We start from the raw sequence: 24,953 nt of genomic DNA on the forward strand, positions 1-24,953 counted from the left end.
GCGCAATATTTCACCTGTGTCATAATCACTGCCTATGAGCAGGACGTTTTTTCTTTATGTATTCCTTTTTCTGTTCCTGGCGTGCTTTTTTTCCTCCGCCGCTTCGGCCGGAGAAAAAGACAAAGCTCCCTTCCACGATTTTATCTTTACGGACCCCGACTCCTATCAGTCCCTCGTAGATCCCGAACACCCGGAAATCGTCAAGAAGGTCAAGGAATTCAAGACGATCGAGGAGGCGTATCTCTTCGTCAGGGACAAAGTGGATTACGCCGGGCACATTCCGGCGTCAAACCCCGGAACGGCGCTCAGGGACGGAGAGGCGAGCTGCCTCGGCAAGGCGGCGCTTCTGGCGAGCATCTACCGCTGCATGGGGATACCGGCGGAAAAGATAAGAATCGTGACAGGGATAGTGATGAGTCCCGAGGGCCCCACCGACCATGTCTGGATCGACTTTGAACACCAGGGAGTCTGCCTGCAGCAGGACCCCTCCGGCCTTCTCGGGAGCTTCGCCTTCGGGGAGTTCTGCGGCAACGGTTTCGTCGACAACTTCGTAATAAAAGAGATTTTCTGCTTTAACGACGAGGATTTCGGCATTCTCTCGCAGATTAACCGGATCCGGCATTCGATACCGGCGCCTATGAGGCAGCAGATGATCGAGTCTAAGTAGCCCTCCGGCTTCCTATTTCGCCGAAGGACCGCGTCGTTTCTCGGGCGCGGGTCTTGGCGTATTAACGATACTGCCTTCGACCGCGCGCCCTGCGGACTCCTTGCCCTTCGCCGAAATAGTTTGCCGGAAGTTTAGGTGCGGTTTTCTCCAGTGGCCTTAAGCCCCTTGAGAGGCTGCACAAAAACGTCGCGAGAAGCCCCGGCGACAAAATCCTGTGCCGTTAATAAACCAGTCTTAAATTTGTCCTTCGTCTTTAAATATCAAACGGAAGCCACTGACCGCACAGGACACCTAGAGCAATGTCCCCCTCAGCAGCAGCATCGCCGAGCCGAAATAAATAATCAACCCCGTCACGTCAACCAGCGTCGCCACGAAGGGGGCCGAAGCGCTCGCCGGGTCCATGCCGAATCTTCTAAGGACGAAGGGAAGGAGCGACCCCGCGAGGGTCCCGAAGGTGACTACGCCGATAAGGCTTGTCATAACCGTGAGGGCTATCAGCATGTAATGCTCGCCGTACATGGGATAGATCGACTGCCAGATTACCACACGGGAAAAACCTATCACGCCCAGAAGACCTCCAAGCACGAAACCCACCGAAAGCTCGCGCCAGAAGACCTTCCACCAGTCCCGCAGGGTGACCTCTCCAAGCGCCATCGCGCGTATGACGAGGGTTGAGGCCTGCGAGCCGGCGTTGCCTCCGCTCGATATGATGAGGGGCACGAAAAGGGCGAGGACCACCGCCTTCGCTATTTCGCCCTCGAAATAGCCCATAGCCGTGGCCGTGAGCATTTCGCCGACGAAGAGGGTCGCGAGCCAGCCGGCCCGTTTCGAGAACATCCTTTTGAAGGTGGTGTTCAGGTAGGGATCGTCGAGGGCCATCATGCCGCCGGCCTTCTGCATGTCCTCGGTCGCCTCGTCCTGCACGACGTCGACTATGTCGTCGACGGTGATTATGCCGACGATCCGCCCGTCGTCGTCCACGACCGGTATTGCGAGAAGGTCGTACTTGCCGATGGTGATGGCCACCTGCTCCTTGTCGTCGGAGAGGCGGACCGAAATGGGGTTCGGCACCATCAGTTCTTCGACCTTCGTTTCCGGGCGCGCCAGAATCAGGTCTTTGAGAGAGGTGGAGCCGATGAGTTCTCTGTCCTGGCCGAGGACGTAGGCGTAATAGATGGTCTCCCGGTCGGGAGCCTCTCTCCGGATCGAATCTATAGCCTCGCGCGCGGTCTGGTTCGGGAGGAGGGTGACGTAGTCGGTGGTCATGACAGCCCCGGCTGTCCCCTCGGCGTATCCCGAAAGCCTTCTTATGTCCTCGCGCTCGGCCCACGCCAGTGCGGGCCAGAGGGCTTCGAGAGTCTCTTCCTTCAGCTTTTTCACGAGGTCGGCGCGCTCGTCAGGACTCATGTTGGTGACGAGTTCGGCAAGCTGGTCGCGCCGCATGGAGTGGGCAAGATTGACCTGCACGGGGACTTCCAGATAGGAGAAAACCTCGCCGCGCTGAAGCGGAGGAAGGCACTGGAGGAAGGAGGCGAGGTCCGGCGCGTTCATGGGGCCGACGAATTCGGCCAGCATCGCGGGGTGAAAATCCTCGGCGAACTCCTGGATTACCTTCTTGTCACCGCGCGCGAGATGAAAGCGGATTTCCTGGATGAGAATTGGATTCATCGGCGTCTTTCGGTTTTACACGCTCCGAAAACGCCGTGAGAGGGGTGTTTTGACCTCGGGAGGGGTTTTTAGAGCGCGGTTATGTCGGAAAACTTTCTAGGGTGACTACTGGAATCGTCCATGGAAAAACTTTTTCTCCTTGATGAGTCAGGGCTTAAAGCGGGCCGTCGCCCGTTAGCGGGGCAGATATTAAACCTATAAAATATTATGCGCAAGAGCACAATTTTTGAAATCCGCGCCCTGAAATTTTTGTGGCTGGCCGGAAACGGATGAGTTACCGTAAAATCCGAAAAAACTGTTACATTCATAGGACACCGGGAGGTTCCTGATGTTTAAAAAGGCGATTGCCCTGTTGCTGACCGTCCTCGCGCTTGCGTTTTTCGCCGGATGCCGGAAAGGCCCGGCTGAAAAGGCGGGCGAAAAGATCGATAAGGCGATGGAAGACCTGAAGGACAAATTCAAATAATCCGCTTCCTTCTTTTGCGTTGAAGGACGGGTCAAACAGCATTCACCCTTTACCGCGCCGGAGGGCTGTCATGGCAAAGATAACAACGGCAATGACCCTTGCAGTCGTCCTTGCCTTTATTACGGGTTGTGAATTGCCGCCGGAAAAATCCAGCAAGGAGATCAACGAGAGTCTGGAGAAAACCCGGGAGAAAACGAGGGAAGCGGTGGAGACCGGCAAGGAGAAGACAAGGGAACTGATGGACTCTATAAAAGAAAAATTCAGCGACTAGGGAGGTTCGATGGCGCTCATAAATTGCCCGGAATGCCGCGCCGAGATTTCGTCCACGGCTGTCTCCTGCCCCCGCTGCGGCTGCACCGTGCCCGACGCCGAAACCGTCATAATCGACACCCCGAGGCCGGCGGCCCACGCGGTGAGGTACGCCACCACCAGATTCGGCGGCTGCTTCACCCAGATTATCGGCCTCGTCATACTCCTCGGCGGCCCTGAAAACCCCTCGTGGTTCCGCCTCGCCCTCGGAGCCGTCCTTATCCTCGCCGGGGGCGTAACTTTCTACGGCTGGGCGTGTAGCAGGTGCGGAGGGAAGCTCAAAAGCGGCCTCGTCGTCAACTGCCCCCACTGCGGCGCCGACATACGCTGATTAAGGGCTTATCCGTAAATAGACCTTTAAGCCCTAAAACATTAAATGATCGCCTGAAAAACAGGTTTTCACTGGATAGGCATGAAACTCCGCCTCCCGGCCGAACCGGCCCGCAGATATCGTCCTTTTAGGGCTTTCGGAAACGACGGAGATAACTTCTATTACTTCGCTTATTACAGAAAATAAGTGATTAAAGCGAACAAGCAGGCTTAATGGATCATTCGAGGAATAAAAGCACGGCCCGGATAGCGCTCCGTATCGCGGTAGCAGCTTTTTACGTCGTCACCGCGGCCGTCATCGTCGATTACGTCCGCAAGATCGACGTGGAGGCCCTGCTGTCGCTCTCCTTGGAGTGGCGATTCCTTTTCGCGGCTCTTATTTTGTCGATTCTTTCAAGGTTCGTGATCTCCGGCACCTTCAGGGTGATCCTCTCGACCATCTCGGGAGGGGGCATAAACTGGAACCTCTGCAACTACGCCTACGCCCGTTCGTGGATAGGGAGGTATTCTCCGGGAAAGGTGGCGGGGCTTCTGGCTCGCATGGTCTTCTTCTCCCCCCTTGGGGCGACCCATGAAGGGGTCATCCTCGCGAGCGTGCTGGAGGTTTCGCTCAACATCTTCATGTGCGCCCTCTTCGGCTTCGCCGGGCTTGCCCTCTCCGGCTCGATACTGGCGCTCGACCCAATGCTCCAGAAGTTCGCCGCCCTCGTCGCCGTCTCCTCGCTTCTCATCCTCTGGCCCCCGGTACTTAATTTCCTTTTGCTCATCGCGCTCAAGCTGCTCGGCAGGAGCCATCTCGCCGAAGGCCTTAGGGTGGATTACAAGGCGGTGATGGGAGGCTTCTGGGGGTCGCTTATCGTCCAGATTGTCTGCGGGGTGATGTACTGGTTACTGGTCGCGTCGCTGAACCCCGAAGCGCCGATAACCCTCCTCCCCTTCCTGCTGGGCGTCTTCGGGCTGGCGGGAGCGCTGGGGCTGGCCGCGTTTTTTACTCCTGCGGGCCTTGGAGTAAGGGAGATGGTGCTGTTGCCGTTTCTGACGAAAATACTCTCCGCCGAGGCTTCTCTGGCGATGCTGGGGCTGGTGCGGCTGGTGGAGCTGGCGGCGGATCTGGTCTATCTGGCGATGAGCATAGCGATGGTGAAGCTCAGGAAGCCCGCCGAAAAAACCGTTTAACTCTACTCGCCCTTTTCCCCGCTGCTCCCCCAGAGTTTCGATCTGTACAGACGCCACGCGCCGCTGTCGGTGACGGGCTCGAAATAGCCGGTTTTCCGGAGAGAAGCGTGCGTCTCTTCGGTCCCCCCGGCGATGACGTGGGTGAAGTATTTAAGGTCGCCGGTTTTAAGGTTCTGGGGAAACCAGGTCAACTGCCGGGTCCAGGGCCTTTCCCGCTTGGGGCTGTAGTAGACGAGGCTGTTGGCGTAATCGGCGAAGGAAAAGCTGAGGGTGGCCCCCTTGACCGCCTGCGCGTAAGCGAAGGTCTGGAGAAAGGGCCTTTGGGTCTTTAAATATTTGCTCTGCTGGAGGTAGTCGAGGCCGAGCACGGAGGAGTTATCCGGCAGGGCCGCGAGGACTTCTTCGAGGCCGGAGTATTCGTTCTTTTCCACCTCTTTCCAGGCGATGGTTGTGAAGAGGGCGAGAGAGGCGAAGGCCGCAAGCGCAAGGGCCGTCCCCGCAAGCGGCTTGATCGAGGGCGCGGGAAGCCCGAGAAGCAGGAGGACCAGCGCGGGGGAGAGCCAGCGCTGGGCGAAAAGGGTGGTGTTCGAGCTGACGTATGGGAGCAGCAAAGCGGCCAGCAGGAACAACCCCGCGGGCAGGAGAAGCTCCGGATCGACTCTTTTTCTGATCTCTCCACGAGCTTGCCACAGCCCTGCGATAATCCAAATAAGGACGAGCACGAGAAAGACCGGCTCGAACCAACCTTCCAGCCCTCCGAGGGACCATTCCGCGAACCATGACGGGGCAAGCCTCTCCCAGGGCATAACCGCCATCTTGCTCGGCGACTCGAAACCCGAATCCCGCAACTTCAGATACCAGTAACCAGCGAAAAGCGCGAAGGGAAGGATTCCGATGGCGAGCGGCAGGGCAAAGCGCCTCTTCTCCCTGAAGAAAATGAGCCTGAGGCCGAACCATAGCAGTCCGGCGGCGAACCAGAGGGAGTGGGAGAAGAGCAAAAGTCCCCATAAAGCGAAACCCAGAGCGGTTTTCTCGCCGAAGGGACGTTTTTCAAAGTCTTCCCCGGCGACCTCCGAAACAAAAAAAAGAAACATGGGAAAACCGAGAAGAAAGCCGTAAAAACCCCAGTAGAGGCTCGGACCGAAGAAGAAGGCGGAAGAGAGGATCGCCGAGGAGACCGGGCGGTTCCGTATCATCGCAAGATGGTGAACCCCGGCGAAGAAGATAAACGCCGTAAGGCAAAGGGCGATTCTGCCGACGGCGAGGGGGGAGAAGAGGGCCCAGCAAAGTCCCAGAAGCGCGTAGGAGAGGTGATTCGGCGCCAGCCACTCGACCGTGTAAGGGGAAGCGGGGTCGCCGGAGGCTTCCGCAAGGAGGCGGAGCTGGGATACCTGCTGCGGAAGGTCGGTCACGGGGGCAAATTTCACCGCCAGAAAGGGCAGGGCGGCAGCCGCGCAAACCAGCAGCATCAAGAGGGCGCGGCCCTTGCGTCCGCCGGTATCTATAATCATCTTGTTTCTACCCTTGCATTGAATTGTATTCCTTAGTCAATCTCACAGAGGCTCTCTTCGCGTCAAGGAGCAGGAGGCTCTTTTTTAGCTCCAGAACCTGTGTTATCTTCCTCTCCTTCGCCGATGGCGGGAAGGCGCGCTTGCATGATTGCATCCGGAATTGCTACATGTTATCTTGATGAACCCTGGCTCTCGGGGGCAATGTCCATCGCCCTCGAAGAGGCCGAAAAGGCCTTCGCCCTGGGAGAAGTTCCCGTGGGCGCTGCGATCTTCAGGGATGGGGAGCTTATTGCGAGGGCGCACAACCTGCGCGAGACGCGAAACGACCCGCTTGGACACGCCGAGTGCATCGCCCTTTGCAAGGCCGCGAAAAAGCTAGGTTCGTGGCGGCTGGAGGGGGCGGTGATGGTTGTGACCCTCGAACCGTGCCTGATGTGCATGGGCGCTCTTTTGCAGGCACGGGTTCCGCTCCTCGTCTACGGAGCGGACGACCCCAAAGCCGGCGCGGCTGGAAGTCTTTACGACGTATCGGACGATCCCCGCCTCAACCACTCTATAAAAGTGGTGAGGGGCGTGCTACGGAGTGAGGCCTCGGAAATTTTGAGCCGTTTTTTCAACGAACGGCGCTGACAATCTGCAATATTCCGGTTAAGCGCGGAGAGGTGGCCGAGTGGTCGAAGGCGGTTGATTCGAAATCAACTGTACCTTACGGGTACCGGGGGTTCGAATCCCTCCCTCTCCGCCAATTTATTTTAAGGGCTTGTTTGCGGACAGGTCCCGAATTGTGAAAGACTGGGTCCGGGGATGGCTGGGCCCTGCGCGGCGGAGTCCGGTGAATCCCGTCAGGTCCGGAAGGAAGCAGCGGCAGCCGGATACTTCGGGCGCCGCAGGAAGCCCAGCCATCCCCGGACCCAGTCTTCCTGCGTTAACCACAAAATCCTCAGGAAGGGTCTATGACCTATCTCGTTCTGGCGCGCAAGTGGCGTCCCCAGACCTTTGACCAGATTCGCGGGCAGTCGCATATCGTGCGGGCCCTCAAAAACGCCATAGCGGGCGGCAGGATTGCGCACGCCTATATCTTCACCGGGACTCGCGGAGTGGGCAAGACCTCCGCCGCGAGGGTCTTCGCGAAGGCCCTGAACTGCCAGGAGGGGCCTACTCCCGCGCCCTGCAACCACTGCGAGGCCTGCCTTTCAATCGCCGAGGGCAGGCACCCCGACGTTCTCGAAATCGACGGCGCCTCCAACAACAGCGTCGACGATATCCGGAGGCTCCGCGACATCGTCCGCTACGCTCCCTCGCAGGGCAAATACCGCATCTATATTATAGATGAGGTCCACATGCTCTCGGGAGGGGCCTTCAACGCCCTTCTGAAGACTCTGGAAGAGCCTCCGCCCCACGTCGTCTTCATCTTCGCGACCACCGACCCGCACAAGGTTCCCGTCACCATACTCAGCCGCTGCCAGCAGTTCGACTTCAAGCGACTGACCTCGAAGGAACTCAGCGGTCTTCTGGGAGACATCTGCCACTCCGAAGCGATAGAAATCGACGACAAGAGCCTGATGGCGATAGCGAGGGAGGCGGAGGGAAGCGTACGCGACTCCCAGTCCCTGCTCGACCAGGTTATCTCCTATGCGGGGCAGAAGGTCACCTATCAGGACGTGATGGACGTGCTCGGCGTCGTGGACAGAGAACTTCTCTTTTCCGTCGCGAGAGACATAACCGGGCATAACGGGGCGGGCGTGCTGGAGCGGCTGGGCGAGGCGGAGGAGTTCGGCTTCGACGTAAAGCGCTTCGCGCTGGATCTGCAGGACCTTTTCAGGGACCTGGCGGTGCTGAGGACCTCCCGCGAGTCGGTGAATCTGGTAGACCTGACCGCGGAGGAGATAGCCGAGGTCCGGGATATCCTCGACAAGTGTTCCTGGGAAGAGCTTCACGCCCTTTTTGACATGATCTCCGCCGGACTGGAAAAGCTCCGCTCTGCGTCCCGGCCCGGCGTCGTCTTCGAGATGACGCTTCTGAAGATGACCAGAATGCCCTCCCTGATAAATCTCTCGGAGATACCGCAACGGGCGGCCGCTCTGGCGGCGAGGACTCCGCAGGTCGCGGCCTGCCCGCCTCCGGCGGCCGTCGCGCCTTCCGTGGCGGTTACCCCCAGGGCGGAGATTGCAAGGCCTCCGGCCCCCGCGCCCGCCGCCCAGGAAGTTGCGGTCGAGCCTCCTCCTCCCGAGCCGCAAAAGGATGTCGTCCATACCTCCGAAACCCTCTGGGCGGAGATTTTAAAGCGGCTCGGCCCTTTGTCGTCCGCGACTTTCAGGGAGCACGCGAAGATTGTCCATTGGGACGCGGGGAAGCGCGCCCTCGCGATTGAAGTCGAGCCTGACCACAGACCGACCGCCGAAAACGCGGAAGAGGAGCTCGGACGAATAGCCTCGGAGCTTTCGGGCGGGAAGGTGAGCCTTTCCCTTACCGTCGCGAGCGGCAGCGAATCGACCGCCGACAGGAAGAGGCGCGAAACGGACCTCGAACGAAAGAACTGGCAGGAGGCCATTTCGTCTCCCGTAGTCAGAAAAGTCCAGGCGCTTTTGGGCGGCGAAATCCAGAACAGAGCCGAAAACTACAAAAAGTAAATAATAACTGAGGAGACTTGAGTTGAAGGGACTTGGAAACATGCTGCGTCAGGCCCAGCAGATGCAGCAGAAGATGGGGCAGATGCAGGAAGAACTCGCCAAAAAAACGATCGAGGCAAGCTCGGGCGGCGGCATGGTCACCTGCAAGGTCAACGGCAAGCAGGATATCCTTTCTCTCAAGATATCCCCCGAGGTCGTAGACCCCAACGACGTGGAGATGCTCGAAGACCTCATCGTCGCCGCCGTGAGCGAGGCAATAAAGAAAAGCCAGGAGATGGTGGCCGCCGAGATGAACAAGATAACCGGCGGAATGGGACTAAACCTTCCGAAATTCTAGGACGTCGAATGTCTCGCAAGGGTCTGGTCATAGTCAACACCGGCAACGGCAAGGGTAAAACCACAGCCGCTCTGGGTCTTGCGCTTCGCGCCGTGGGGCAGGGGCTCCGGGTCTCGATGGTGCAGTTCATAAAGGGAAGCTGGAAGTACGGGGAACTTAGGGCCCCGGAATTTCTCCCCGGCTTCGAGCTGCACCCGATGGGGCGCGGCTTCGTCGGCCTCGGCAAGGAAACCCCCGCCGCAGAAGACATAGAGGCGGCGCGGGAAGCCTTCCGGGCGGGGCGCGAGAGGGTTCTTTCCGGCAAGTGGGACATGGTCATACTCGACGAGCTCAATTGCGCGGTGTCGCTCGGTCTCGTCTCCATAGACATGGTGCTTGAATTGATAAGAGAAAAGCCCGAGAATGTCCACCTTGTCATTACCGGAAGAGGGGCGAAAGAAGAGCTAATCGAGGCCGCCGACCTCGTGACCGAGATGCGGGAGATAAAGCACCCCTACGCGAAGGGGGTAAAAGCCCAGCGTGGGATAGAGTTTTAATGGCTTTGACAGCCGCGTGAAAATAATCACCGGCCGATGAATTTAAAACTAAATCTTTAATCCTTTTCAGACGAAAAGAAGAAGATTAATTGCCCGGAGGTAAAAAAGTGTCTATCAGCGAAAGAGCAAGAGAGATCAAGCGCCGCAGAAAAGTCCGCAAGGAACGCATCAGGGAGGCCGTAAAGGCCGCCAAGGCCGTAAAGACCAAAAAGACCAAGTAATAAAGAGGGGGAATTCCTTAGGGGAATACCCCTCTTTTGTTTTCGGGCGCGAGCTTTTCTCAGGGAGAGCCATGCCCGCGGAGTAATTTTACCCAAAAGACGACATGCCGATGAAAGGCAAAACCGGAGGTGCTCTCAAGATGAGAATTTCAGCAGGAAAAAGGACGCCGGCTCTTTTGTGCGCGGTGTTCTTCATATTAACGGCCGCGCTTTTGGCCTCAGGATGCGCGGGAACCGCCGTCACGGAAACCGCTACGGCCGAAGAGAAGGTTTGCAGGTACAAAGACACCGATCCCATCCTCAAGTTCAAGGATGAGGTTCTTACCTACGGAGAGGTCAAAAAAATCTGGGCCTACTCGACCAGTAACGAAAACCCGGATCAGTTCGAGGATGTTGAAGAAAGCTTGAAAGAAGCCAACATAAAGCAGATAGCTGTCAATCATCTTGCAGCCAAAAGAGCCCGGGGCATGGGGCTTGCTTCGGACAATTATTACGCCGCCAGAGAATACGAGATGATCACGCGGTATATGCCTGCCGTATACGCTGAGAAGGTCATCGGCGTTGAGGTCAGCCCTACCGATGCAGAATTGCTTGCCATGTCTCCCCCCGCCTTGCCCGAAGTCGTAGTAAGGATTTTTGTCGCAAAGGAAATGGACAAGGCAAAAGAAGTCTACGAGCGGATCAAGTCCGGCGAAGACATGGAGGCCCTGATAATAAAGGAAAGTCTCGGTCTGTCCGCCCAGACGGGCGGACAGACGCGCTGGATGACCGTGCAGAACGCGGATAAATTTCCCGCTCCCGTCGTCCAGAAGTTTCTCGACGCCGAAACTGGTCATGTCTTCGAGCCCTTCTTTCAGGATGTCGGTTTTCTGGTTATTCGGGTAGAGGAGAAGCACTCTCCCGAGGAGGTTCAGCAGATATGGCTGGCGAACAACCGTGGGGAAGCCGTCTTCAAGCTTCGCAAAGAGGCCTTTGAAGCTCGTGTAATCGAGCTGGTCGACAAGCGCAAAGACGTCGATTTCGACAATGAAAAGGTCAGGGACATTCTGAGTGGTAAATTGCCCAAAACCGAACCCGTGGCGAAAATCAAGGGGATGGATTTCACGCTTGATATCCTTGTACCTGAACTTATGCGCATGAGTTCAAGTCATGGAGAAGACAAGATCGCAAATCATCTGAGCAAGTTTATCGAGCGGGCGGTTGTAACTGAGGAAGCCTACAGTCTCGGCCTCGACATATCCGATACGACAAAAGAGATGATCAGGGTAAAGGGTGAAAGAAACCTCTCCAAACTTCTCAAGGACAAGATTGCCAGGGATGCTGAGGAGCAGCCCGTCACAGATGAAGACATGAAGAAATATGTCGAGGAGAATCAGGCGGATTTCACCGAGCCGATGCGCTGGTGTATAAGCCTCATGGAGTTCGATACCCAGGAGAGCGCCGCAGAGATAAACGTGAAGGTCAAGGCGGGAGAAGATTTCTCCGGACTCGCCAAGGTCAGCGGAATAAGTGCTGCCAAGGAGTCTTCCGGTGCGATAGGGTGTTACCCCAAAGTTGAAATTCCCGCTGAGATTTACAACGTGATTGAGCCTATGTCCAAGGGGCAATGCTCACAAGAGCCGTTCAGCGTTGAGCTGAAGGAAGGCGGAGACCGCTGGCTGCTGGTTCAGGTGTACGATGTGTTAAATCCCTCACCTGTGCCCTTTGAAAGGGTGATAAAACCCATAGTAGAAGGACGCATAAAAACCCAGCGGCGCGCAAAGGCCATGTCAGAACTGATTAATTCACTTGCTGATGAATATGGGTATGAAAATTGCTTTATCCCGAATAGTGGAAAGGAGAACGTCTCGCAATGAGCAAAACCATCGCTAAATTTTTAATTGCCTTGGCAATAATCTGTTCCGCCAGCCTCTCTTTGGCGGCCGGTCCCAGTTGGATGCCCGGTTTCCCGATGCGCATGGGAACCAACGTAATGCTTATGTGGTCGCCCATTCCCGGCGCTACCGGCTACAACCTGTATCGCAGTGAAAAAAGCGGCGATATTGGCAAGCTCCTTACCTCAATTCCCATGAACAACCACATGGATATGAACGTCCCCATGGACAAGGACGCCGCCTACACCGTTAAGGCAGTCATCGGCGGCGCAGAGGGCGATGCAAGCCCGCAGAGCGTTATCGCGGGCGTCAAGCCTCTTGATGCCCCCAAGTTCACCGGCGACATCTTCCAGAACGATCAGCTCAACGTTCGTTGGGACCGCGTTAACGGCGCGGCTTTCTACAACGTCTACAAATCGGAAACCAAGGAAGGTCCCTTCAGTCTGGCGGGTTCCATACAGGAGGTCATGTACGTCGACGCTGGAGTCACCGCAGGCAAGACTTACTACTATCAGGTCTCCGCCGTAGACAAGAACAACGTCGAATCTCCCCGGTCGGAAACCCGCGAAATAGCGATAGCGAAAGCGGCTGTAGTAGCCAAGAGGATCACTTACGAGCACGCCGAAAAGCTCATGAAGCACGATGGCGACGCATACGGCGGCACCCTCGGCCCCTACAACGGGCCCGGCAACATGGTCTACAATTCTTTCGACAAGAAAGTCTACGTGGCCGGAGACAACTACTTCTTTTCGATGGATATGGCCGGCAACATCGTCATGACATTTCTCGCCCCCGCCGATTACGTGGGCAAGTGGGGAAAGCCCCTCCAACTCGCCATCGACCAGGATAACGGAAACATCTGGACCACTTGGCGTCAGGGCGCTTCCATGGTCAAGGTCTTCAATACCGCGGGCGCGCTTGTCGGCGAGGCCAGCCTCGACTTCCCCAAGGAAGACTACGAAGCCGAAGGCCGCGAGGCCGACATGAAGGAAGACGCGGGCCTCGTCCCCGCAGCCGCCGGGATAGCGGTTGACGCAGAAGGCGAGATATGGGTCGCCGACAACGTCTTCGGCCAGATCATCATCTACAACTCGAATTTCGACCGCATCGGCAGGCTCCATTCCCCCCGTTCCCGCACCAAGGACGATGCGAAGATCAACGGCATAACCTCTATCGTCTACGACGCCAAGCACAACCGTATAATCGCTCTCGATGCCCTGGCAAACCGCTTCCGCCCCTACGACGCCGCCAAGAACGACTTCGTCAAGAACGAGGCGGGTGAGAACTTCTACGGCTGGGACAAGAGCGGCACCGGCGCGGGTTACTACCAGCTTTCAAAGGGGATTTCCACCACCGACGACGGACACCTTCTGGTCGTGGCCGGCGAATCCGGCGCGATCCAGGCCCTGGACCTCAACTCGAAGGATCTTGCCTTCTCGTACTTTCTTCAGACCGAGTCCGGCAAGGACAAGATCCGCTCATCCGCAATCGACGCTCCCGCCGGAGTGCTTTCGGTGGGCAACAAGGTTTTTGTCAGCGACAAACTGTCGGACTTAATTGGCATTTTCACCGTCCAGTAGATAACAGCTTGAAAGGAGGGAGCAGGATTTATTGCTGTTTTGACGTATCTCGGGCCCGAGTGGGCCAAAAAAACCAGGTAAAGTAAACCGGCCCTGAATCAACCGGGCCGACAGTCTAAGGAGGAAAGACTGATGAAGAGGACTCTCAAAGCATTGCTCGCCGGCGCTGTCATGCTGGCACCGATGGCAGGCTGGGCCGCCATCGACGGTACCCATCACGACATGACCGTTTATCCTGGCGGCGCTGGTACCAGCACACAGAAGTGCGCGTACTGCCACTCGATAACTCTCCCCAGCGTAGCTACGCCTGGGTTGGGCACCGTCGGCGTTTTCTGCGCCCTCGTCTGCCATGACGCCACCCGTATAGCGAATGCGGCCGTTGACGCCCCCGGCTTCATCACCCCCGCCGACCTCACGACCACCGTCGGCGGCTCCGGCCTTGCCGTTCTCACCGCCTCACATGGTCTCATGAAGGCCAACATCGTCAACTACGGCAACCTTGACACCGTAGCGGCGGTTACCGGCACCAACTGGCCGCACGCCGGTGAAGCTTCGATGCAGTGCACCACCTGCCACGCGGTTCATGACGGCACCAACCCCCCCTTCCTGAATGCCCCGCTGGCTACCGGCGACAACACCACGGCTTTCTGCAACCGCTGCCACACGGGCGCGAACGCCGGCGCACTCGCCGTCGCAGGCCGCTGGCAGAACATCGCCAACCAGGGCGCGCACCCGACGGAGTTCGTCTACTCCGCCACCGGCGACGCTTACGCAGCCGCCCCGGGCAAGTCCGGCCGCTCCATCTCCTTCAAGGCCCCCCTAGTCAACACAGTGGCCGCGCAGCTCACGGTGCCGCTGTTCAACAACGCCAGCAACGACGCCTGGGTGACTGGCGGACATCTGATCGACACCGTCGCGAACATGCCCAAGACCGCGGTCGGCGCCAACGCCACCACGCGTTTTGGCTGCTACTCCTGCCACAGCGCCCACCAGAATGACGGCGCTCTCGCAGCCACCCTTACCCTCGGCGCGACCAACGCCGCGCACGTAGGCGGCGCTTCCTCCGTAATCTGCATCTCCTGCCACGGCGCGGGCGCTGCGAATACGGTGATCTGGAACGTGGGCGACACCAACTTCGGACACCCGGCCAACGAAGCCGCTGCCCAGCCCTACGAACACGATCACGCCTCTCACGGCAACGTCCATCCCAACATTCCCTCGGCCGGCACCTTCCCCCTCGACGTGGTCAACCCCGTCGGCGGCATCAGCGGCGCTGATAACCTGACCGCCGTTCATGTCGGCGCCAACCAGGAAATTCTCTGCGAAACCTGCCACGACGTCCATGGCGGCGTAGTGGGCCAGATGGCGATCCGCCAGATCGGCACCGTCGACACCGCCACCGAGCTTATCTGCAGGGCCTGCCACGGCACCAATCCCCAGCCCGCCGGCGGCGCCGGCATCAACCGCCACCATCCGACCGTCGCTCTTGCCGGCATCGACCCCGGTTACAACACCGCCGCCGCTCTCGCCTGGGACGCCCAGTACGGTAACGCAGGCAACATGACGATGGCTGACGGCCTTGGCTGCGCGGACTGCCACGCTTTCGGCAACACCGCCCACAACTGGTAAGTGCAACTGAGAAGAGAAGGGAGATATATAATGAAAAAACTTGCAGCAGCAGTTGCGGGCGTAACCGCTCTCATTGCTTATCCCGCCATAGCGGGTCTCAACCCCTTTGATCCGGGCCTGCCCCAGGGCTGGACCTCCACCGTTTACACAACGGTCGTGGGCGACGCAGCCGTTCTTCCCGGCACCATCGACGGCACCGCCGCCACCACGAAACTCTCCGTGCTCGATTCCTACACTTCCGCCATGTGCGTGGAGTGCCACAGCCGCAACCCCTCCGACAGGATTACCGCTCCGTCCACCCACGCCGGCGGCATCGCGATACTTCCCGGTACCCATCAGGGCAGCCACACCGTCGCCGGCCCCAACGCGGCTGGCAGATCCAACTCCGGCGGCGGCTGGAACCCGGCCCGCGTCGCTGGCCAGTACGAGAAGACCACTCTTTGGCTGCCCGGTGCATCGGCAGGCAAGGGCTTCTCTAAGTACGGCACTCATGACGCCGTCTACTCCGACAACGATCTCCTCGCGGCGGCGGCGGCATCCGTTCCCGGCGACGTCACCTGCGAATCTTGCCACAACATCCTCGTAAACCGCGGCGACCAGCTCCTTCTCGGCGCTTACGCCGACGGACCTTCCTCTGCCGCGGTCGGCGCGGAAGCCGGCGCCCGCAACGGCGACCAGATCTGCGTAGCCTGCCACGGCAAGGGCGCTGAGACCTACGCGGCCTTCCACGCCAACGGAAACATGCGCAACTTCAACAACACCGCCATGAAGCGCCATCACATCCTCAGCGACGGCGCGGCCGCGATGGTCGACGACCTGGTCAACGCGGTCAACTACGACCCCGATGTCAACGCCGCCACCAACGACTCCGTCATGTGGGCGCCGAATTTCTCCTACGAACAGGGCAACGTCGGCACCTACAACGCTTGGGTCTATACCAATACGGTTGCCAGCAACAACACCGTTCCCTACATCTTCCGTGATCGCTGGAACGTCACCGGCGCCGGCACCCTGGCCGCGGCTATCGCGACGGGCGACATCCCCACGACCACCGAGGTCATGTGCGTCTCCTGCCACCGCCCGCACAACGCCGAGACCACCACCGGCGCGTTCGTCCTCCGCCGCGGCACCCTTGCCACCGCTTTCCCGGCCGGCGGCGCCGCCACCGGCATCCAGCGTCAGAGCGAATTTGACAACACTTTCGCGACCAAGCTGTATGTCGAGTACGTCCCGCTTTGCAAAGGTTGCCACACCGGTTACGGCAACTAATATCCTCCAGGTATAGAATCTTTTGAAAAAAAGATTCCACTTAGAAAAAAATTCAGCGGGAGGGCGACCTCCCGCTGGACTTTCTAAATTTCCGGGGTACTCTATCAGCAAGCTCTGGACACTTTTTAAGGAGGAGAAATTTATGAAAAAGATTTTAGGGGTACTCGTAGCGTTGGCTCTGGTCTTCACGTTCTGCGGTTCCGCTCTCGCGGCCGACAAGATGCTCAGCGCATTCAAGCTCAAAACCGGCGCGGGCGGCGAAATCACACAGGCGGCTTTCAAAGACAAGAAGGTCATGCTGGTCTTTTCCCAGATGGCTTGCCGTCAGTGCCGCTTCGAGATGGAAGAGCTCAACGCCAAGGCCGATGAGCTCAAGGGCAAGGTTTTCATCGTCCTCGTCGACATGAATACCGAGGCCGCCCTCAAACAGTACAACGAACTATACAAGCTTGAAGTCATCCTCGATCCCGATTTCTCGATTCCCGCATCCTTCGCACTCATGACCACCCCCGCCACCGTCGTCCTCGACAAGACGGGCAAGGTTAGTTTTGAGAAGGTCGGTTACGTCAGAGGCACGGTCGACGACCTGCTTAAGAATCTCCAATAACACCTTAAAAATTTCCAAAAAAAGAAGGTCATGCCGTGAGGCCTGACCTTCTTTTTTTGGTACGTCATAAAGTTGGTAAACGTCGTTTATATGCCCTGTAACATTGAAGTTCTTGTGTGGTAATATAATTAAAGTCGATTTTATTGCGTCCGGGAGGTAAATCTTGTTCAAGCGCAGTCGGGCTTCCCGTTTTGTCATGGTTTTTGCGCTGGCGCTCGCCGGAAGCTCTCTGGTCGAGGCGGGTCTGAACCCTCTCGATCCCGGCCTTCCCCAAGGCTGGACGCCGACTGCGGGAAACGGCTACGCGCCGGTTATAGTCGGAATTCCCGCCGACAGACTTTCACTGACCAACAGTTGGGGGTCGGCGCTTTGCGTCGAGTGCCACAACGCAAATCCCTCGACCAGAACCCTTCTGCCGATGCCCGGCCCGTTGCCCGCAGGCGACCTCGAAACCATGTACCGCGGGAGCCATTTCGTAAAAAATTACTCGGCGGGCGCCTGGAGCGCCGCGACAACGACGAGCAACACCTTCACCGCGGAAAAAGTCACGGCCTGGGCCGGAAGCGGCGCTTTCTCCCAGTACGGCACGCTCGGCACGAACGCAACGAATGCCATTCCTCCCGGCGGACCCTCCGTCGCAGGTGAAATGATCTGCGAGAGCTGCCACAACGTTACGAAAAACGTCGGCGACCAGCTTTTGCTGGAAAACTGGAACAATGCAACCGGCGTCGCCACGGTTTGCGAAGGCTGCCACCCGAACCCGGCGCTCGGCCCACCTTACCACCACGCGCTCTCCAGCGGAGCCGCCTCTCCCACCTCCAATGACGTAGGACCCGACACGGAAAACCCGCTTAAGCACGACCTGAACACCGGTCATGCCTCTCACGTGCTCGCCACGCCGCGGGTGGACAGCGGCGGAATAGCCTATTTCACGGGTACCGTCACCTGCGTCACCTGCCACAAGCCTCATGACGCGATGTCGGCCTCCGCAGCCAGGATATTGCGAAGGGGCAATTGCCAGTTTACCGGCGTCGCCGGGATGATCGGCAGGCAGCTTAACGTCGTCTACTACGACAACATACCTCCGGGCTTCATCAGCGGAAGCGTCGTCGAAAGATCGGCGACCGGCATCGGAAGGCAGTCCGATTTCAGCCCTCTTCAGCTGATTACCAATTCAGATCCTCTATGCGATGCATGCCATATTTAAAGGCGGCCACATAAGCGGATATTTTTCAGGCCGCAGACTGTCCGGCTTGCGAAATCCGAAAAAATCATCCCTCCGCACAAAAGGGGTATTTTTCGCTTTTTTGATATTTTGCGGTCTTATCGCCCATGCCGGCGTTGACGACACCCACCACGATATGTCCTGGCTTACCGGGCGGCAGGGAGTTGACGATCCTAATTCCTGCTCCTATTGCCACGTGCCCCGGCAGGTGTCGAAAAAAGCCGGAATTTTCGAGAGGGTCGGCGTTTACAGCGGCGAACTGGATTCTCTCGGCGCGTTTTGCTACAACTGCCATGACGGAACGGTCTTTCCCACCGCGCTGGTCGAAGCGCCGGGGGGGTTCATCGGGGTAAACGCCCTAACCAATTCCCACGGCTTCGATCTGACGAGAATGCCTAAGAGTACGGGCAATCTCGAAGGGATGCCAAACATAGCCCTGGGCGGCCTTGTCGAGCCCGACCCGTTGACGGGAAAATATCCCGATCGTTTCTCCTGCAACGCCTGTCATGACGTGCATTCCAGCGTCAACCCGCCTTTTCTCCGCGTCCCCCTCGGGGATCTCTGCCAGCGCTGTCACAGCGGCTCGGACGGCCTCGGCAAAGGACGGTGGACAAAGCCGGAGAACACCGGGCTCGACAACGGCCCTCACCCTATCGGCATGCCCCTCAAGGACACCGGCCTCGACAGGGTGAGGGGGCTTGGCGCCGAAAAATCATTTCATTCGCCCTTCAGCTATTATCAGGTTGCAACCCCCTCCGAAGATGATTTGCGCTACATCGACACCCACTGGGAAACCGGAGGACATCTCATTGGCGCCGACAGATTCGTTTCCTGCGCCACCTGCCACAGCGTTCACCTTCCCGCCGAGGACCTGCTCGTATCGCTCATCGCGCCGGATTCAAATATGACGACATGCACAGGCTGTCACAGCGACGGCGTGAACTATTCCAATCCCGGCGTGACGCCCTATTACCACCCGGTGAACGAAGAATCTCTCCCACCTTACATCCATGATCACTCGACGCATGCCGACGTCCGCCATCCGAATCTTCCGGACTCGGGATATTTGGAACTGTTCGTCAACATTCCCAAGGAATTTGTCCTCGGTCAGCAACGCGAACTCCTGTGCATAACCTGCCACAAGTCTCACTCCACGGTTCCGGGGAAGAGGTGTCTGCGTGGCGGAAATGAAGAGAAATTGGTTCAATGCAACTACTGTCACGGAACCGGCGACGATTTGAGCCCGATAAACCGTCACCATCCTGTCAGGAACCGCGATGTTTCGCTGCAGGGGTTTCCCGCTATGCCGGCTTGGGGAAGCGGCAGCGGGCTTCCCGGCGATCTGACCGACGGCCTGCAATGCGTGGATTGTCACACCGAATGGGCTAAGAACGCCCATAACTGGTAGACACATGAGACGTGAAACGATTCTTGTAATCAGATTTTCGGCTTTTATTGTCATGGTGCTCGTTTTTGCGGCAACCACCGCTTTTGCTCTCGGGCAGGTTCAGTGGCAGAAAAATTCTCCCCAGAGAGTCGGCGGGCAGGCGATAATAATGTGGAACGCCCTGCCCGGGGCTTTGAAATACTCGATTTCCCGCACGGATATGCTGACCAACAAGACCGTTTCCTGGGAGACTCAGTCCCTCTACTACGTCGATCTTCGGGCCGAATCGGGGAAAGCCTACAAGTACCTGATCACCGCGCTCGGCGCCGATGGCCGTCCGCTGGGCGTTTCGGAATCCCGCCTGCTCGAGGCCTTCAAGCCGCTGGAGCCTCCCAGATGGGGAGGAAGCTATCAGGAGGGCGGCCGCCTCTATCTGGTCTGGGACGGCGACCCGAGAGCCAAATTCCACAACCTCTACCGCATTGATCAGGGATCGAAGGAAGCGAGTAAAATCGCCTCGGTTCAGACGGGCAAGTACGTCGATTCAAATATCCTGCCGAGGGCGAAATACACCTACTATATCCGCTCCGTTGACAGGGACGGCAAGGAGTCGGAATCTTCCAACTATCTGGACGCTGAGGTCGAAACCTGGGAGGGCGCACCGGCGGTCGGGGTGGTGGCAAAGAGATACGTAAACGCTGTCGGAATGATTGTGGGGCAGGCGAACAGCCTCTTCAGCGAGCCAACCGACATGGTTTTCCGTCGTGGCAAACTCTTTGTCACGGATATGGGGAGCAGGGCGATTCAGGAATTCACGCCCGAAGGAGCCCTCGTGCGCCGCATCGGCGTGAAGCCCCCGAATTACCCGAAAGAGTGGGGTATTCCCTGGGGAATGGATTCCGACATAGAGGGCAAGGTCTTTGCGGTCACCTATCTGAAGACTCCCTACGTCAGGATCTTCGACCGGAACGGAAAGATGATCCTCGACCTCGAGGTATTCAAGCCCCGGGAACTAAAGGATTACCCGCTCGTCCCGCAGGCGATGGACGTGCTTCTCGACGGTAACGGCGGGTTCTGGGTGAGCGAGTTTTCCTACGGACAGCTCATTCACTATGACGAAAGGGGCACCGAAATATTGAGGGTGGGCACACCGAAATTCCTCGAAGAGGGAGAGCCCTTCAAGACCCCGACCTTCCTCGCCCGCCAGCCAAAAACCGGCGACATCTGGGTTTCGGAATCCCTGCAGGGCAGGATTTACAGGATCACGCAGGAAGGGGAGATTATCGGCTTTATGGATAACCGGGACAGCGAGCTGGGCGTCCTGATCATGCCCAAGGATATCGCGCCCGGCAAGGAGGGCGAACTGCTCGTCATAGACGGCATGCTCGGCAGCCTGCAGTCCTTCGACGAAAAAGGCAACCTAGTCGCGGTTTACTACACACCGGAACTGGAATATCTCGAACTGCCCAGCATAGTCGCCGTAGCCTACGACCCGACCACCGGAGACATCTACGTATCATCGAAGATAGAGAGCGCGATCTTCAGGCTCCAGCTCATCCAGTAAATCCCAGAGGCTAACCGAAAATATCCCACCACTCGAAGCCTGCCCCGCACAGCCCCGGCAAAGGCGACCTGTAGCGCGTCCTCCGCAGCGCTCCGGCGCGTTCTTCCGCTACCGGTGAAAGGCTCGAAACCGGCACCTTTCCCGATCCGTCCGGCAGGTCTATCACGTAGGGCGGCGCCTCTGTGCGTGAAATGACCGAGAGACGGCTGTGGGCGGCGAGACCGGAAGGTATCGTCAGCCGAAAGCGCTTGTTGCCGGGAGCCCTGTCGGTATGGTGGAGGTAGCGGGTGTCTACTCCAAGTTCGCCAAGCCGGTAGAAAAGCTCATCCAGAACCTCCGGCCGGTCGTTCACCCCCTTTAAAAGCACCGTCTGGTTCCCGAGGGCTACGTCCGCTCTCCGAAGTTTCAACAGCGCGTCCTCGAAGGAAGGCCGTATTTCCGAGGGATGGACGGCGTGCAGGACCACTTCGACGGGTTTCCCCGCCCTGGTCAGAACGGCGAGAAGGTCCGCGTCTATACGTTCGGGAAAGACCACCGGCGCGCGGGTGTGGATTCGGAGGCGCTTTACGGTTTCGACCCTTGCGAAGAGTCTCAGAACTTCCTCAAGCTGCGTGTTGCCCAGGGTAAGCGGATCGCCGCCGGAGAAGATGACCTCCCCAATCTCGCCGTTTTTCGCGACGTAATCTTGTATCGCGCGAAGGCCGGCCTGTGAAACCTCGCGGCTTTCACCCGGCGGGTTCCCCCTCCGGAAACAGAACCGGCAATAGAAAAAGCAGCGCGAGGTGAGGAGTATCAGAACCCTGTCGGGGTACTTCCTGAAGAGGAAGGGCAGGGGAGAAACCTTCGACTCTCCGGTCGGGTCCGGGAAACTCTCAGGATCCTCTTCCTCCTCTTCGGGCGACGGGTTTCCGATACGAAGGAGCGGGCTTTCCACACCCAGAGAATTTGCGTGGCCGAGGTATTCCGGGGGCCAGAAGGCGGGGAAGAGAAATTTTTTTCCCGAAAGGAGCAAAGGGGAATCTCCGCGTTGACATATAAGCCTAAAACGATTATTAACTAGCCCCGAATATGATAACAGAAAATCAGGGAGAATTTCGACATGTACAAAGTTGGTGAGCTCAAGAAGGGGCTTAAACTGGAAATAGACGGCGAGCCCTATCTCGTCGTGGGTTTTGAATTCTCGAAGCCCGGCAAGGGTCAGGCGATGTACCGCTGCAGGCTTCGCAACATGATATCCGGCGTGCAGATCGACCGCACCTACCGCTCCGGCGACGTGTTCAGACCCGCCAGCCTCGAAGAGCGCGAGATGCAGTACCTGTACACCGACGGTCATTTCTACACCTTCATGGACAAGAAGACCTACGACCAGGTCAACATGACCGAAGAGCAGCTCGGCGACGACCGCTTTTACCTCAAGGACAACCAGGACGTCGACATCCTCCTCTGGCAGGAGCGTCCCATCGGCATAACCCTGCCGAACTTCGTCGTCCTCAGGGTGACCAAAACCGAGCCCGCCGCCCGCGGCGACACCGCCACCAACGTCACCAAGCCGCTGACCCTTGAGACCGGCTACGTGGTGCAGGGCCCTCCCTTCATCGAAGAGGGCGAACTGGTGCAGGTGGACACCCGCACCGGCGATTACGTAACCCGCGTCAAAGGTTAAGCGGAGCTGCGGTGAACAAAGAGCTAGCGGGGCTCGCCGGAAAGAGGCGGGCCCTTTTTTTGCGCGCAAGGGTGGTTAAATCCATCCGCGAATACTTCGAGGGCGAGGGGTTCCTCGAGGTCCAGACTCCCGTTCGCCTTCCCGTCGTCGCCCCCGAAACCCACATCGACGCGGTTTCCTCGGACGGCTGGTTTTTGCAGACAAGCCCGGAGCTTTGCATGAAGCGGCTCCTCGCGGCGGGCTTTGAGAAAATCTTCCAGCTTGGCCCCTGCTTTCGCGAAGGCGAGAGGGGAGAAAAGCACCTTCCCGAATTCACCATGCTGGAGTGGTACCGCTCCGGGGCCGATTACGCCGCCCTGATGGGCGATTGCCGGGGGCTGCTCCGCAGGGTAGCCGACGATCTCGGCGCGGAAGGGAAGCTTTGCCGGGAGGGAAGGGAGATAGACCTTCACGGCGAGTGGGAGGAGTTGACGGTAAGGGAAGCTTTCGCCCGCTTCGCCGGAATAACCCCCGAAGAGGCCATAAGGGCCGGAACCTTTGACGAGATAACGGTCACGAAGATCGAGCCGAACCTCGGAAGCGGAAGGCCGTCGATCCTGAAAGATTATCCCGCCTCCCTTTCCGCCCTCTCGCGGATAAAGGCGAGCGACCCCGCCGTCTGCGAGCGCTTCGAGCTTTACATAGCAGGGCTGGAACTCGCCAACGGCTTTTCCGAGCTCACGGACCCAATGGAGCAGCGCGAGCGCTTCAACCGCGAGCGGCGGGCGCGTCTGGAGGCGGGTAAACCAGTGAGACCGATGCCCGAGCCTTTCCTCCGCGACCTCGAACACCTGCCTCCCTCGGCCGGAATTGCCCTCGGGGTGGACAGGCTCGTAATGCTCTTCGCGGGCGCTGAGTCGATAGATGACGTCGTGGCCTTCTCGCCGGAGGAGTTGTAGCTAGGCTCGCGTAAAGCGAGCCCGACCGGCAACACCGCTTGCCGGACTACCCTCGCCGGTTCAGGACGGTAACCTGATCGTTCAGAGTCCAGAAATCGTAGACAACCCCCGCGCCGAGCAGCCCGCAGGTGAAGAGGTAGAGAATCCCGGTCGGCCACTTGCCCATGTACATCCGGTGGATCCCGAAAAAGCCGAGGAAGGTCAGCAGCACCCACGCCACGTTGTAGCTCAGGCGCCCCGGCGTAAAGCGCAGGTCGGCCTCCCTGTCCATCCCCGGAATCAGGAAGAGATCGACCAGCCACCCTATGCCGAGCAGACCCAGCGTGAAGAAATAAATCGTCCCGCTGACCGGCTTGCCGTAGTAGAAGCGGTGAGAGCCCATAAAGCCGAAAATCCAGAGTATGTAGCCCATAAGTACGCTGTGGGTGTCCGGTGTCATGTCAAAATCCTTTCGTGCAAAATCGGTCGCCGACCGTGTAATTGTAGACCAAATTTAGCGCCGGTCGAGCGGCGCTCCGGCAAAGGGCGAACACCCTTCCAATCCGTGAAAGACAGCCGTATAATGGCGGCAAGCGTAAATACGCATGTATTTGTTTATTAAACTTTAACTGATTAAGGTAATGGAATGAACAACAGAAGACTTTGGCTTATCGACGCAGGCTATCTCAACTCGGTGCAACGGACTTTGGGAGAAGACTTCAAGCTGGATTATCTTAAGCTGAGAAACAAGATTGAAGAAGACGGAGAAATATGGCGGGCATTTTTTCTCACTTCGTCGGACAAGGACGAATCCGGGAATCAGTTCTATAACTGGCTCAAAACCGGCAAGCCTCTCGGACCCGCTATAATAGTAAAGATTTACGGCTACAAGGAAATATATCTTACTAAAGCGTTCTGCGACGATTGCAACTCAATGACTGAGGTTTTGTGCAAGAATAAAACCGGCAACGCGCCCCACCGCATACACAAAAGAGAGCAAAAAGGCGTAGACGTAGGCCTCGCGACGCTGGCCCTTACGATGCTCGATTCCTACGACACGCTCGTCCTCTCCTCCGGCGACGCCGACCTGCTCGACGCCATCGAATACATCCTCAACGTCGCGCACAAAAAGCTGGAGCTGGTCGTTTTCCGGCACGGGGTGGCGGGGGACCTTCAGTGCCGGGCGGACAAAATCCACTGGATTAATGATTTTGCTTCGGAGGTATCGAAGTAAAATGTAGGGCGGGCTCGGCCCGCCGGTCTACGTTTGCGAGGCTTTGCCTCGCGCTCCTAGCCACCTTTTGAGTGAGCAAAAGGTGGCCCAAAACTCAGCCCGGACCCGTCGCTCGCGCTTTAAAAAGCGCGACCACTTCGTTCCGGCTGGGCC

Annotated in this window: 23 protein-coding genes, 1 tRNA gene and 1 other RNA gene; 21 read left to right on the forward strand and 4 right to left on the reverse strand. The window is 58.1% G+C overall.

Features of this window, described 5'->3' with window-relative positions:
- Positions 1–34 precede the first annotated feature (34 nt).
- Positions 35–667 (forward strand): transglutaminase domain-containing protein, encoded by a 633-nt coding sequence (locus EPN96_00785; GenBank protein TAL18677.1) that lies wholly within the window; start codon positions 35–37, stop codon positions 665–667.
- Positions 668–958: 291 nt separating this feature from the next.
- Here the strand turns inward: EPN96_00785 and mgtE are convergent, their stop codons facing one another.
- Entirely contained in the window at positions 959–2,335 is a 1,377-nt protein-coding gene (gene mgtE / locus EPN96_00790; GenBank protein TAL18678.1) for a magnesium transporter, read from the reverse strand.
- A 536-nt stretch (positions 2,336–2,871) separates the two neighbouring features.
- Here mgtE and EPN96_00795 point away from each other — a divergent pair.
- The 3 genes from EPN96_00795 to EPN96_00805 all read left to right on the forward strand — a co-directional run bounded on the left by EPN96_00795 (position 2,872) and on the right by EPN96_00805 (position 4,616).
- Positions 2,872–3,072, forward strand: a complete 201-nt coding sequence (locus EPN96_00795) for a YtxH domain-containing protein (GenBank protein ID TAL18679.1) — start codon at positions 2,872–2,874, stop codon at positions 3,070–3,072.
- A 9-nt stretch (positions 3,073–3,081) separates the two neighbouring features.
- The gene (locus EPN96_00800) at positions 3,082–3,441 is read left to right on the forward strand and encodes a hypothetical protein (GenBank protein TAL18680.1); all 360 of its coding nucleotides are present in this window, start codon (positions 3,082–3,084) and stop codon (positions 3,439–3,441) included.
- A gap of 212 nt (positions 3,442–3,653) precedes the next feature.
- Positions 3,654–4,616 (forward strand): hypothetical protein, encoded by a 963-nt coding sequence (locus EPN96_00805; GenBank protein TAL18681.1) that lies wholly within the window; start codon positions 3,654–3,656, stop codon positions 4,614–4,616.
- 2 nt (positions 4,617–4,618) lie between these two features.
- Here the strand turns inward: EPN96_00805 and EPN96_00810 are convergent, their stop codons facing one another.
- Positions 4,619–6,127, reverse strand: coding sequence for a hypothetical protein (locus tag EPN96_00810; protein TAL18682.1), 1,509 nt, complete (start codon positions 6,125–6,127; stop codon positions 4,619–4,621).
- Between the two features lie 201 nt (positions 6,128–6,328).
- Between EPN96_00810 and EPN96_00815 the strand changes: the two genes are divergently transcribed.
- From EPN96_00815 to EPN96_00880, 14 genes are all read left to right on the forward strand, one after another.
- Entirely contained in the window at positions 6,329–6,757 is a 429-nt protein-coding gene (locus tag EPN96_00815) for a nucleoside deaminase (GenBank protein ID TAL18699.1), read from the forward strand.
- A 26-nt stretch (positions 6,758–6,783) separates the two neighbouring features.
- A tRNA-Ser gene (locus EPN96_00820) sits at positions 6,784–6,872 on the forward strand.
- A gap of 61 nt (positions 6,873–6,933) precedes the next feature.
- An RNA gene (ffs, locus tag EPN96_00825) (signal recognition particle sRNA small type) lies at positions 6,934–7,031 on the forward strand.
- 49 nt (positions 7,032–7,080) lie between these two features.
- Positions 7,081–8,757, forward strand: coding sequence for a DNA polymerase III subunit gamma/tau (gene dnaX / locus EPN96_00830; protein ID TAL18683.1), 1,677 nt, complete (start codon positions 7,081–7,083; stop codon positions 8,755–8,757).
- 40 nt (positions 8,758–8,797) lie between these two features.
- Positions 8,798–9,094 carry a YbaB/EbfC family nucleoid-associated protein gene (locus EPN96_00835; GenBank protein TAL18700.1) on the forward strand — a complete coding sequence of 99 codons (297 nt, stop codon included), beginning with the start codon at positions 8,798–8,800 and terminating at the stop codon, positions 9,092–9,094.
- On the forward strand, positions 9,088–9,630 hold the full coding sequence (cobO, locus tag EPN96_00840; GenBank protein TAL18684.1) for a cob(I)yrinic acid a,c-diamide adenosyltransferase: 543 nt from the start codon (positions 9,088–9,090) through the stop codon (positions 9,628–9,630). The genes EPN96_00835 and cobO overlap by 7 nt, the downstream gene beginning before the upstream one ends.
- A 325-nt stretch (positions 9,631–9,955) precedes the next feature.
- Positions 9,956–11,707 (forward strand): peptidyl-prolyl cis-trans isomerase, encoded by a 1,752-nt coding sequence (locus EPN96_00845; protein ID TAL18685.1) that lies wholly within the window; start codon positions 9,956–9,958, stop codon positions 11,705–11,707.
- The gene (locus EPN96_00850) at positions 11,704–13,305 is read left to right on the forward strand and encodes a hypothetical protein (GenBank protein ID TAL18686.1); all 1,602 of its coding nucleotides are present in this window, start codon (positions 11,704–11,706) and stop codon (positions 13,303–13,305) included. Before EPN96_00845 ends, EPN96_00850 begins: the two co-directional genes overlap by 4 nt.
- A gap of 132 nt (positions 13,306–13,437) precedes the next feature.
- Positions 13,438–14,934 (forward strand): hypothetical protein, encoded by a 1,497-nt coding sequence (locus EPN96_00855; GenBank protein ID TAL18687.1) that lies wholly within the window; start codon positions 13,438–13,440, stop codon positions 14,932–14,934.
- Positions 14,935–14,964: 30 nt separating this feature from the next.
- Positions 14,965–16,203 carry a hypothetical protein gene (locus tag EPN96_00860; protein ID TAL18688.1) on the forward strand — a complete coding sequence of 413 codons (1,239 nt, stop codon included), beginning with the start codon at positions 14,965–14,967 and terminating at the stop codon, positions 16,201–16,203.
- Positions 16,204–16,345: 142 nt separating this feature from the next.
- Positions 16,346–16,810 (forward strand): TlpA family protein disulfide reductase, encoded by a 465-nt coding sequence (locus tag EPN96_00865; GenBank protein TAL18689.1) that lies wholly within the window; start codon positions 16,346–16,348, stop codon positions 16,808–16,810.
- A gap of 163 nt (positions 16,811–16,973) precedes the next feature.
- Complete coding sequence (locus EPN96_00870; protein TAL18690.1) at positions 16,974–18,017, forward strand: hypothetical protein; 1,044 nt, start codon at positions 16,974–16,976, stop codon at positions 18,015–18,017.
- A complete protein-coding gene (locus tag EPN96_00875) occupies positions 18,001–19,443 on the forward strand; it encodes a hypothetical protein (GenBank protein TAL18691.1) in 1,443 nt (480 codons plus the stop codon). Before EPN96_00870 ends, EPN96_00875 begins: the two co-directional genes overlap by 17 nt.
- A gap of 4 nt (positions 19,444–19,447) precedes the next feature.
- Positions 19,448–20,986 (forward strand): hypothetical protein, encoded by a 1,539-nt coding sequence (locus EPN96_00880; protein TAL18692.1) that lies wholly within the window; start codon positions 19,448–19,450, stop codon positions 20,984–20,986.
- A gap of 10 nt (positions 20,987–20,996) precedes the next feature.
- Here EPN96_00880 and EPN96_00885 read toward each other — a convergent pair whose 3' ends face one another.
- Positions 20,997–22,319, reverse strand: coding sequence for a radical SAM protein (locus EPN96_00885; GenBank protein TAL18693.1), 1,323 nt, complete (start codon positions 22,317–22,319; stop codon positions 20,997–20,999).
- On the opposite strand from EPN96_00885, the gene efp reads away from it, so the two are divergent.
- Positions 22,086–22,649 (forward strand): elongation factor P, encoded by a 564-nt coding sequence (gene efp, locus EPN96_00890; GenBank protein TAL18694.1) that lies wholly within the window; start codon positions 22,086–22,088, stop codon positions 22,647–22,649. The genes EPN96_00885 and efp overlap by 234 nt on opposite strands.
- Before the next feature lie 11 nt (positions 22,650–22,660).
- A complete protein-coding gene (gene genX / locus EPN96_00895; protein ID TAL18695.1) occupies positions 22,661–23,587 on the forward strand; it encodes an EF-P lysine aminoacylase GenX in 927 nt (308 codons plus the stop codon).
- Positions 23,588–23,633: 46 nt separating this feature from the next.
- Here the strand turns inward: genX and EPN96_00900 are convergent, their stop codons facing one another.
- Positions 23,634–24,026, reverse strand: coding sequence for an NINE protein (locus EPN96_00900; protein ID TAL18696.1), 393 nt, complete (start codon positions 24,024–24,026; stop codon positions 23,634–23,636).
- A 186-nt stretch (positions 24,027–24,212) separates the two neighbouring features.
- Here EPN96_00900 and EPN96_00905 point away from each other — a divergent pair, with 186 nt between their 5' ends.
- Positions 24,213–24,800, forward strand: coding sequence for an NYN domain-containing protein (locus EPN96_00905; GenBank protein ID TAL18697.1), 588 nt, complete (start codon positions 24,213–24,215; stop codon positions 24,798–24,800).
- Positions 24,801–24,953 lie beyond the last annotated feature (153 nt).

The sequence above is a fragment of the bacterium genome (assembly GCA_004322275.1).
Classification (GTDB): domain Bacteria; phylum Desulfobacterota; class Deferrisomatia; order Deferrisomatales; family BM512; genus SCTA01.

Coding starts and splice junctions, on each gene's coding strand:
- EPN96_00785 (TAL18677.1), top strand. CDS start 35: ATGAGCAGGACGTTTTTTCTTTATGTATTCCTTTTTCTGTTCCTGGCG.
- mgtE (TAL18678.1), bottom strand. CDS start 2,335: ATGAATCCAATTCTCATCCAGGAAATCCGCTTTCATCTCGCGCGCGGT.
- EPN96_00795 (TAL18679.1), top strand. CDS start 2,872: ATGGCAAAGATAACAACGGCAATGACCCTTGCAGTCGTCCTTGCCTTT.
- EPN96_00800 (TAL18680.1), top strand. CDS start 3,082: ATGGCGCTCATAAATTGCCCGGAATGCCGCGCCGAGATTTCGTCCACG.
- EPN96_00805 (TAL18681.1), top strand. CDS start 3,654: ATGGATCATTCGAGGAATAAAAGCACGGCCCGGATAGCGCTCCGTATC.
- EPN96_00810 (TAL18682.1), bottom strand. CDS start 6,127: ATGATTATAGATACCGGCGGACGCAAGGGCCGCGCCCTCTTGATGCTG.
- EPN96_00815 (TAL18699.1), top strand. CDS start 6,329: ATGTCCATCGCCCTCGAAGAGGCCGAAAAGGCCTTCGCCCTGGGAGAA.
- dnaX (TAL18683.1), top strand. CDS start 7,081: ATGACCTATCTCGTTCTGGCGCGCAAGTGGCGTCCCCAGACCTTTGAC.
- EPN96_00835 (TAL18700.1), top strand. CDS start 8,798: ATGCTGCGTCAGGCCCAGCAGATGCAGCAGAAGATGGGGCAGATGCAG.
- EPN96_00845 (TAL18685.1), top strand. CDS start 9,956: ATGCCGATGAAAGGCAAAACCGGAGGTGCTCTCAAGATGAGAATTTCA.
- EPN96_00850 (TAL18686.1), top strand. CDS start 11,704: ATGAGCAAAACCATCGCTAAATTTTTAATTGCCTTGGCAATAATCTGT.
- EPN96_00855 (TAL18687.1), top strand. CDS start 13,438: ATGAAGAGGACTCTCAAAGCATTGCTCGCCGGCGCTGTCATGCTGGCA.
- EPN96_00860 (TAL18688.1), top strand. CDS start 14,965: ATGAAAAAACTTGCAGCAGCAGTTGCGGGCGTAACCGCTCTCATTGCT.
- EPN96_00865 (TAL18689.1), top strand. CDS start 16,346: ATGAAAAAGATTTTAGGGGTACTCGTAGCGTTGGCTCTGGTCTTCACG.
- EPN96_00875 (TAL18691.1), top strand. CDS start 18,001: ATGCATGCCATATTTAAAGGCGGCCACATAAGCGGATATTTTTCAGGC.
- EPN96_00880 (TAL18692.1), top strand. CDS start 19,448: ATGAGACGTGAAACGATTCTTGTAATCAGATTTTCGGCTTTTATTGTC.
- efp (TAL18694.1), top strand. CDS start 22,086: ATGTACAAAGTTGGTGAGCTCAAGAAGGGGCTTAAACTGGAAATAGAC.
- EPN96_00885 (TAL18693.1), bottom strand. CDS start 22,319: ATGACCGTCGGTGTACAGGTACTGCATCTCGCGCTCTTCGAGGCTGGC.
- EPN96_00900 (TAL18696.1), bottom strand. CDS start 24,026: ATGACACCGGACACCCACAGCGTACTTATGGGCTACATACTCTGGATT.
- EPN96_00905 (TAL18697.1), top strand. CDS start 24,213: ATGAACAACAGAAGACTTTGGCTTATCGACGCAGGCTATCTCAACTCG.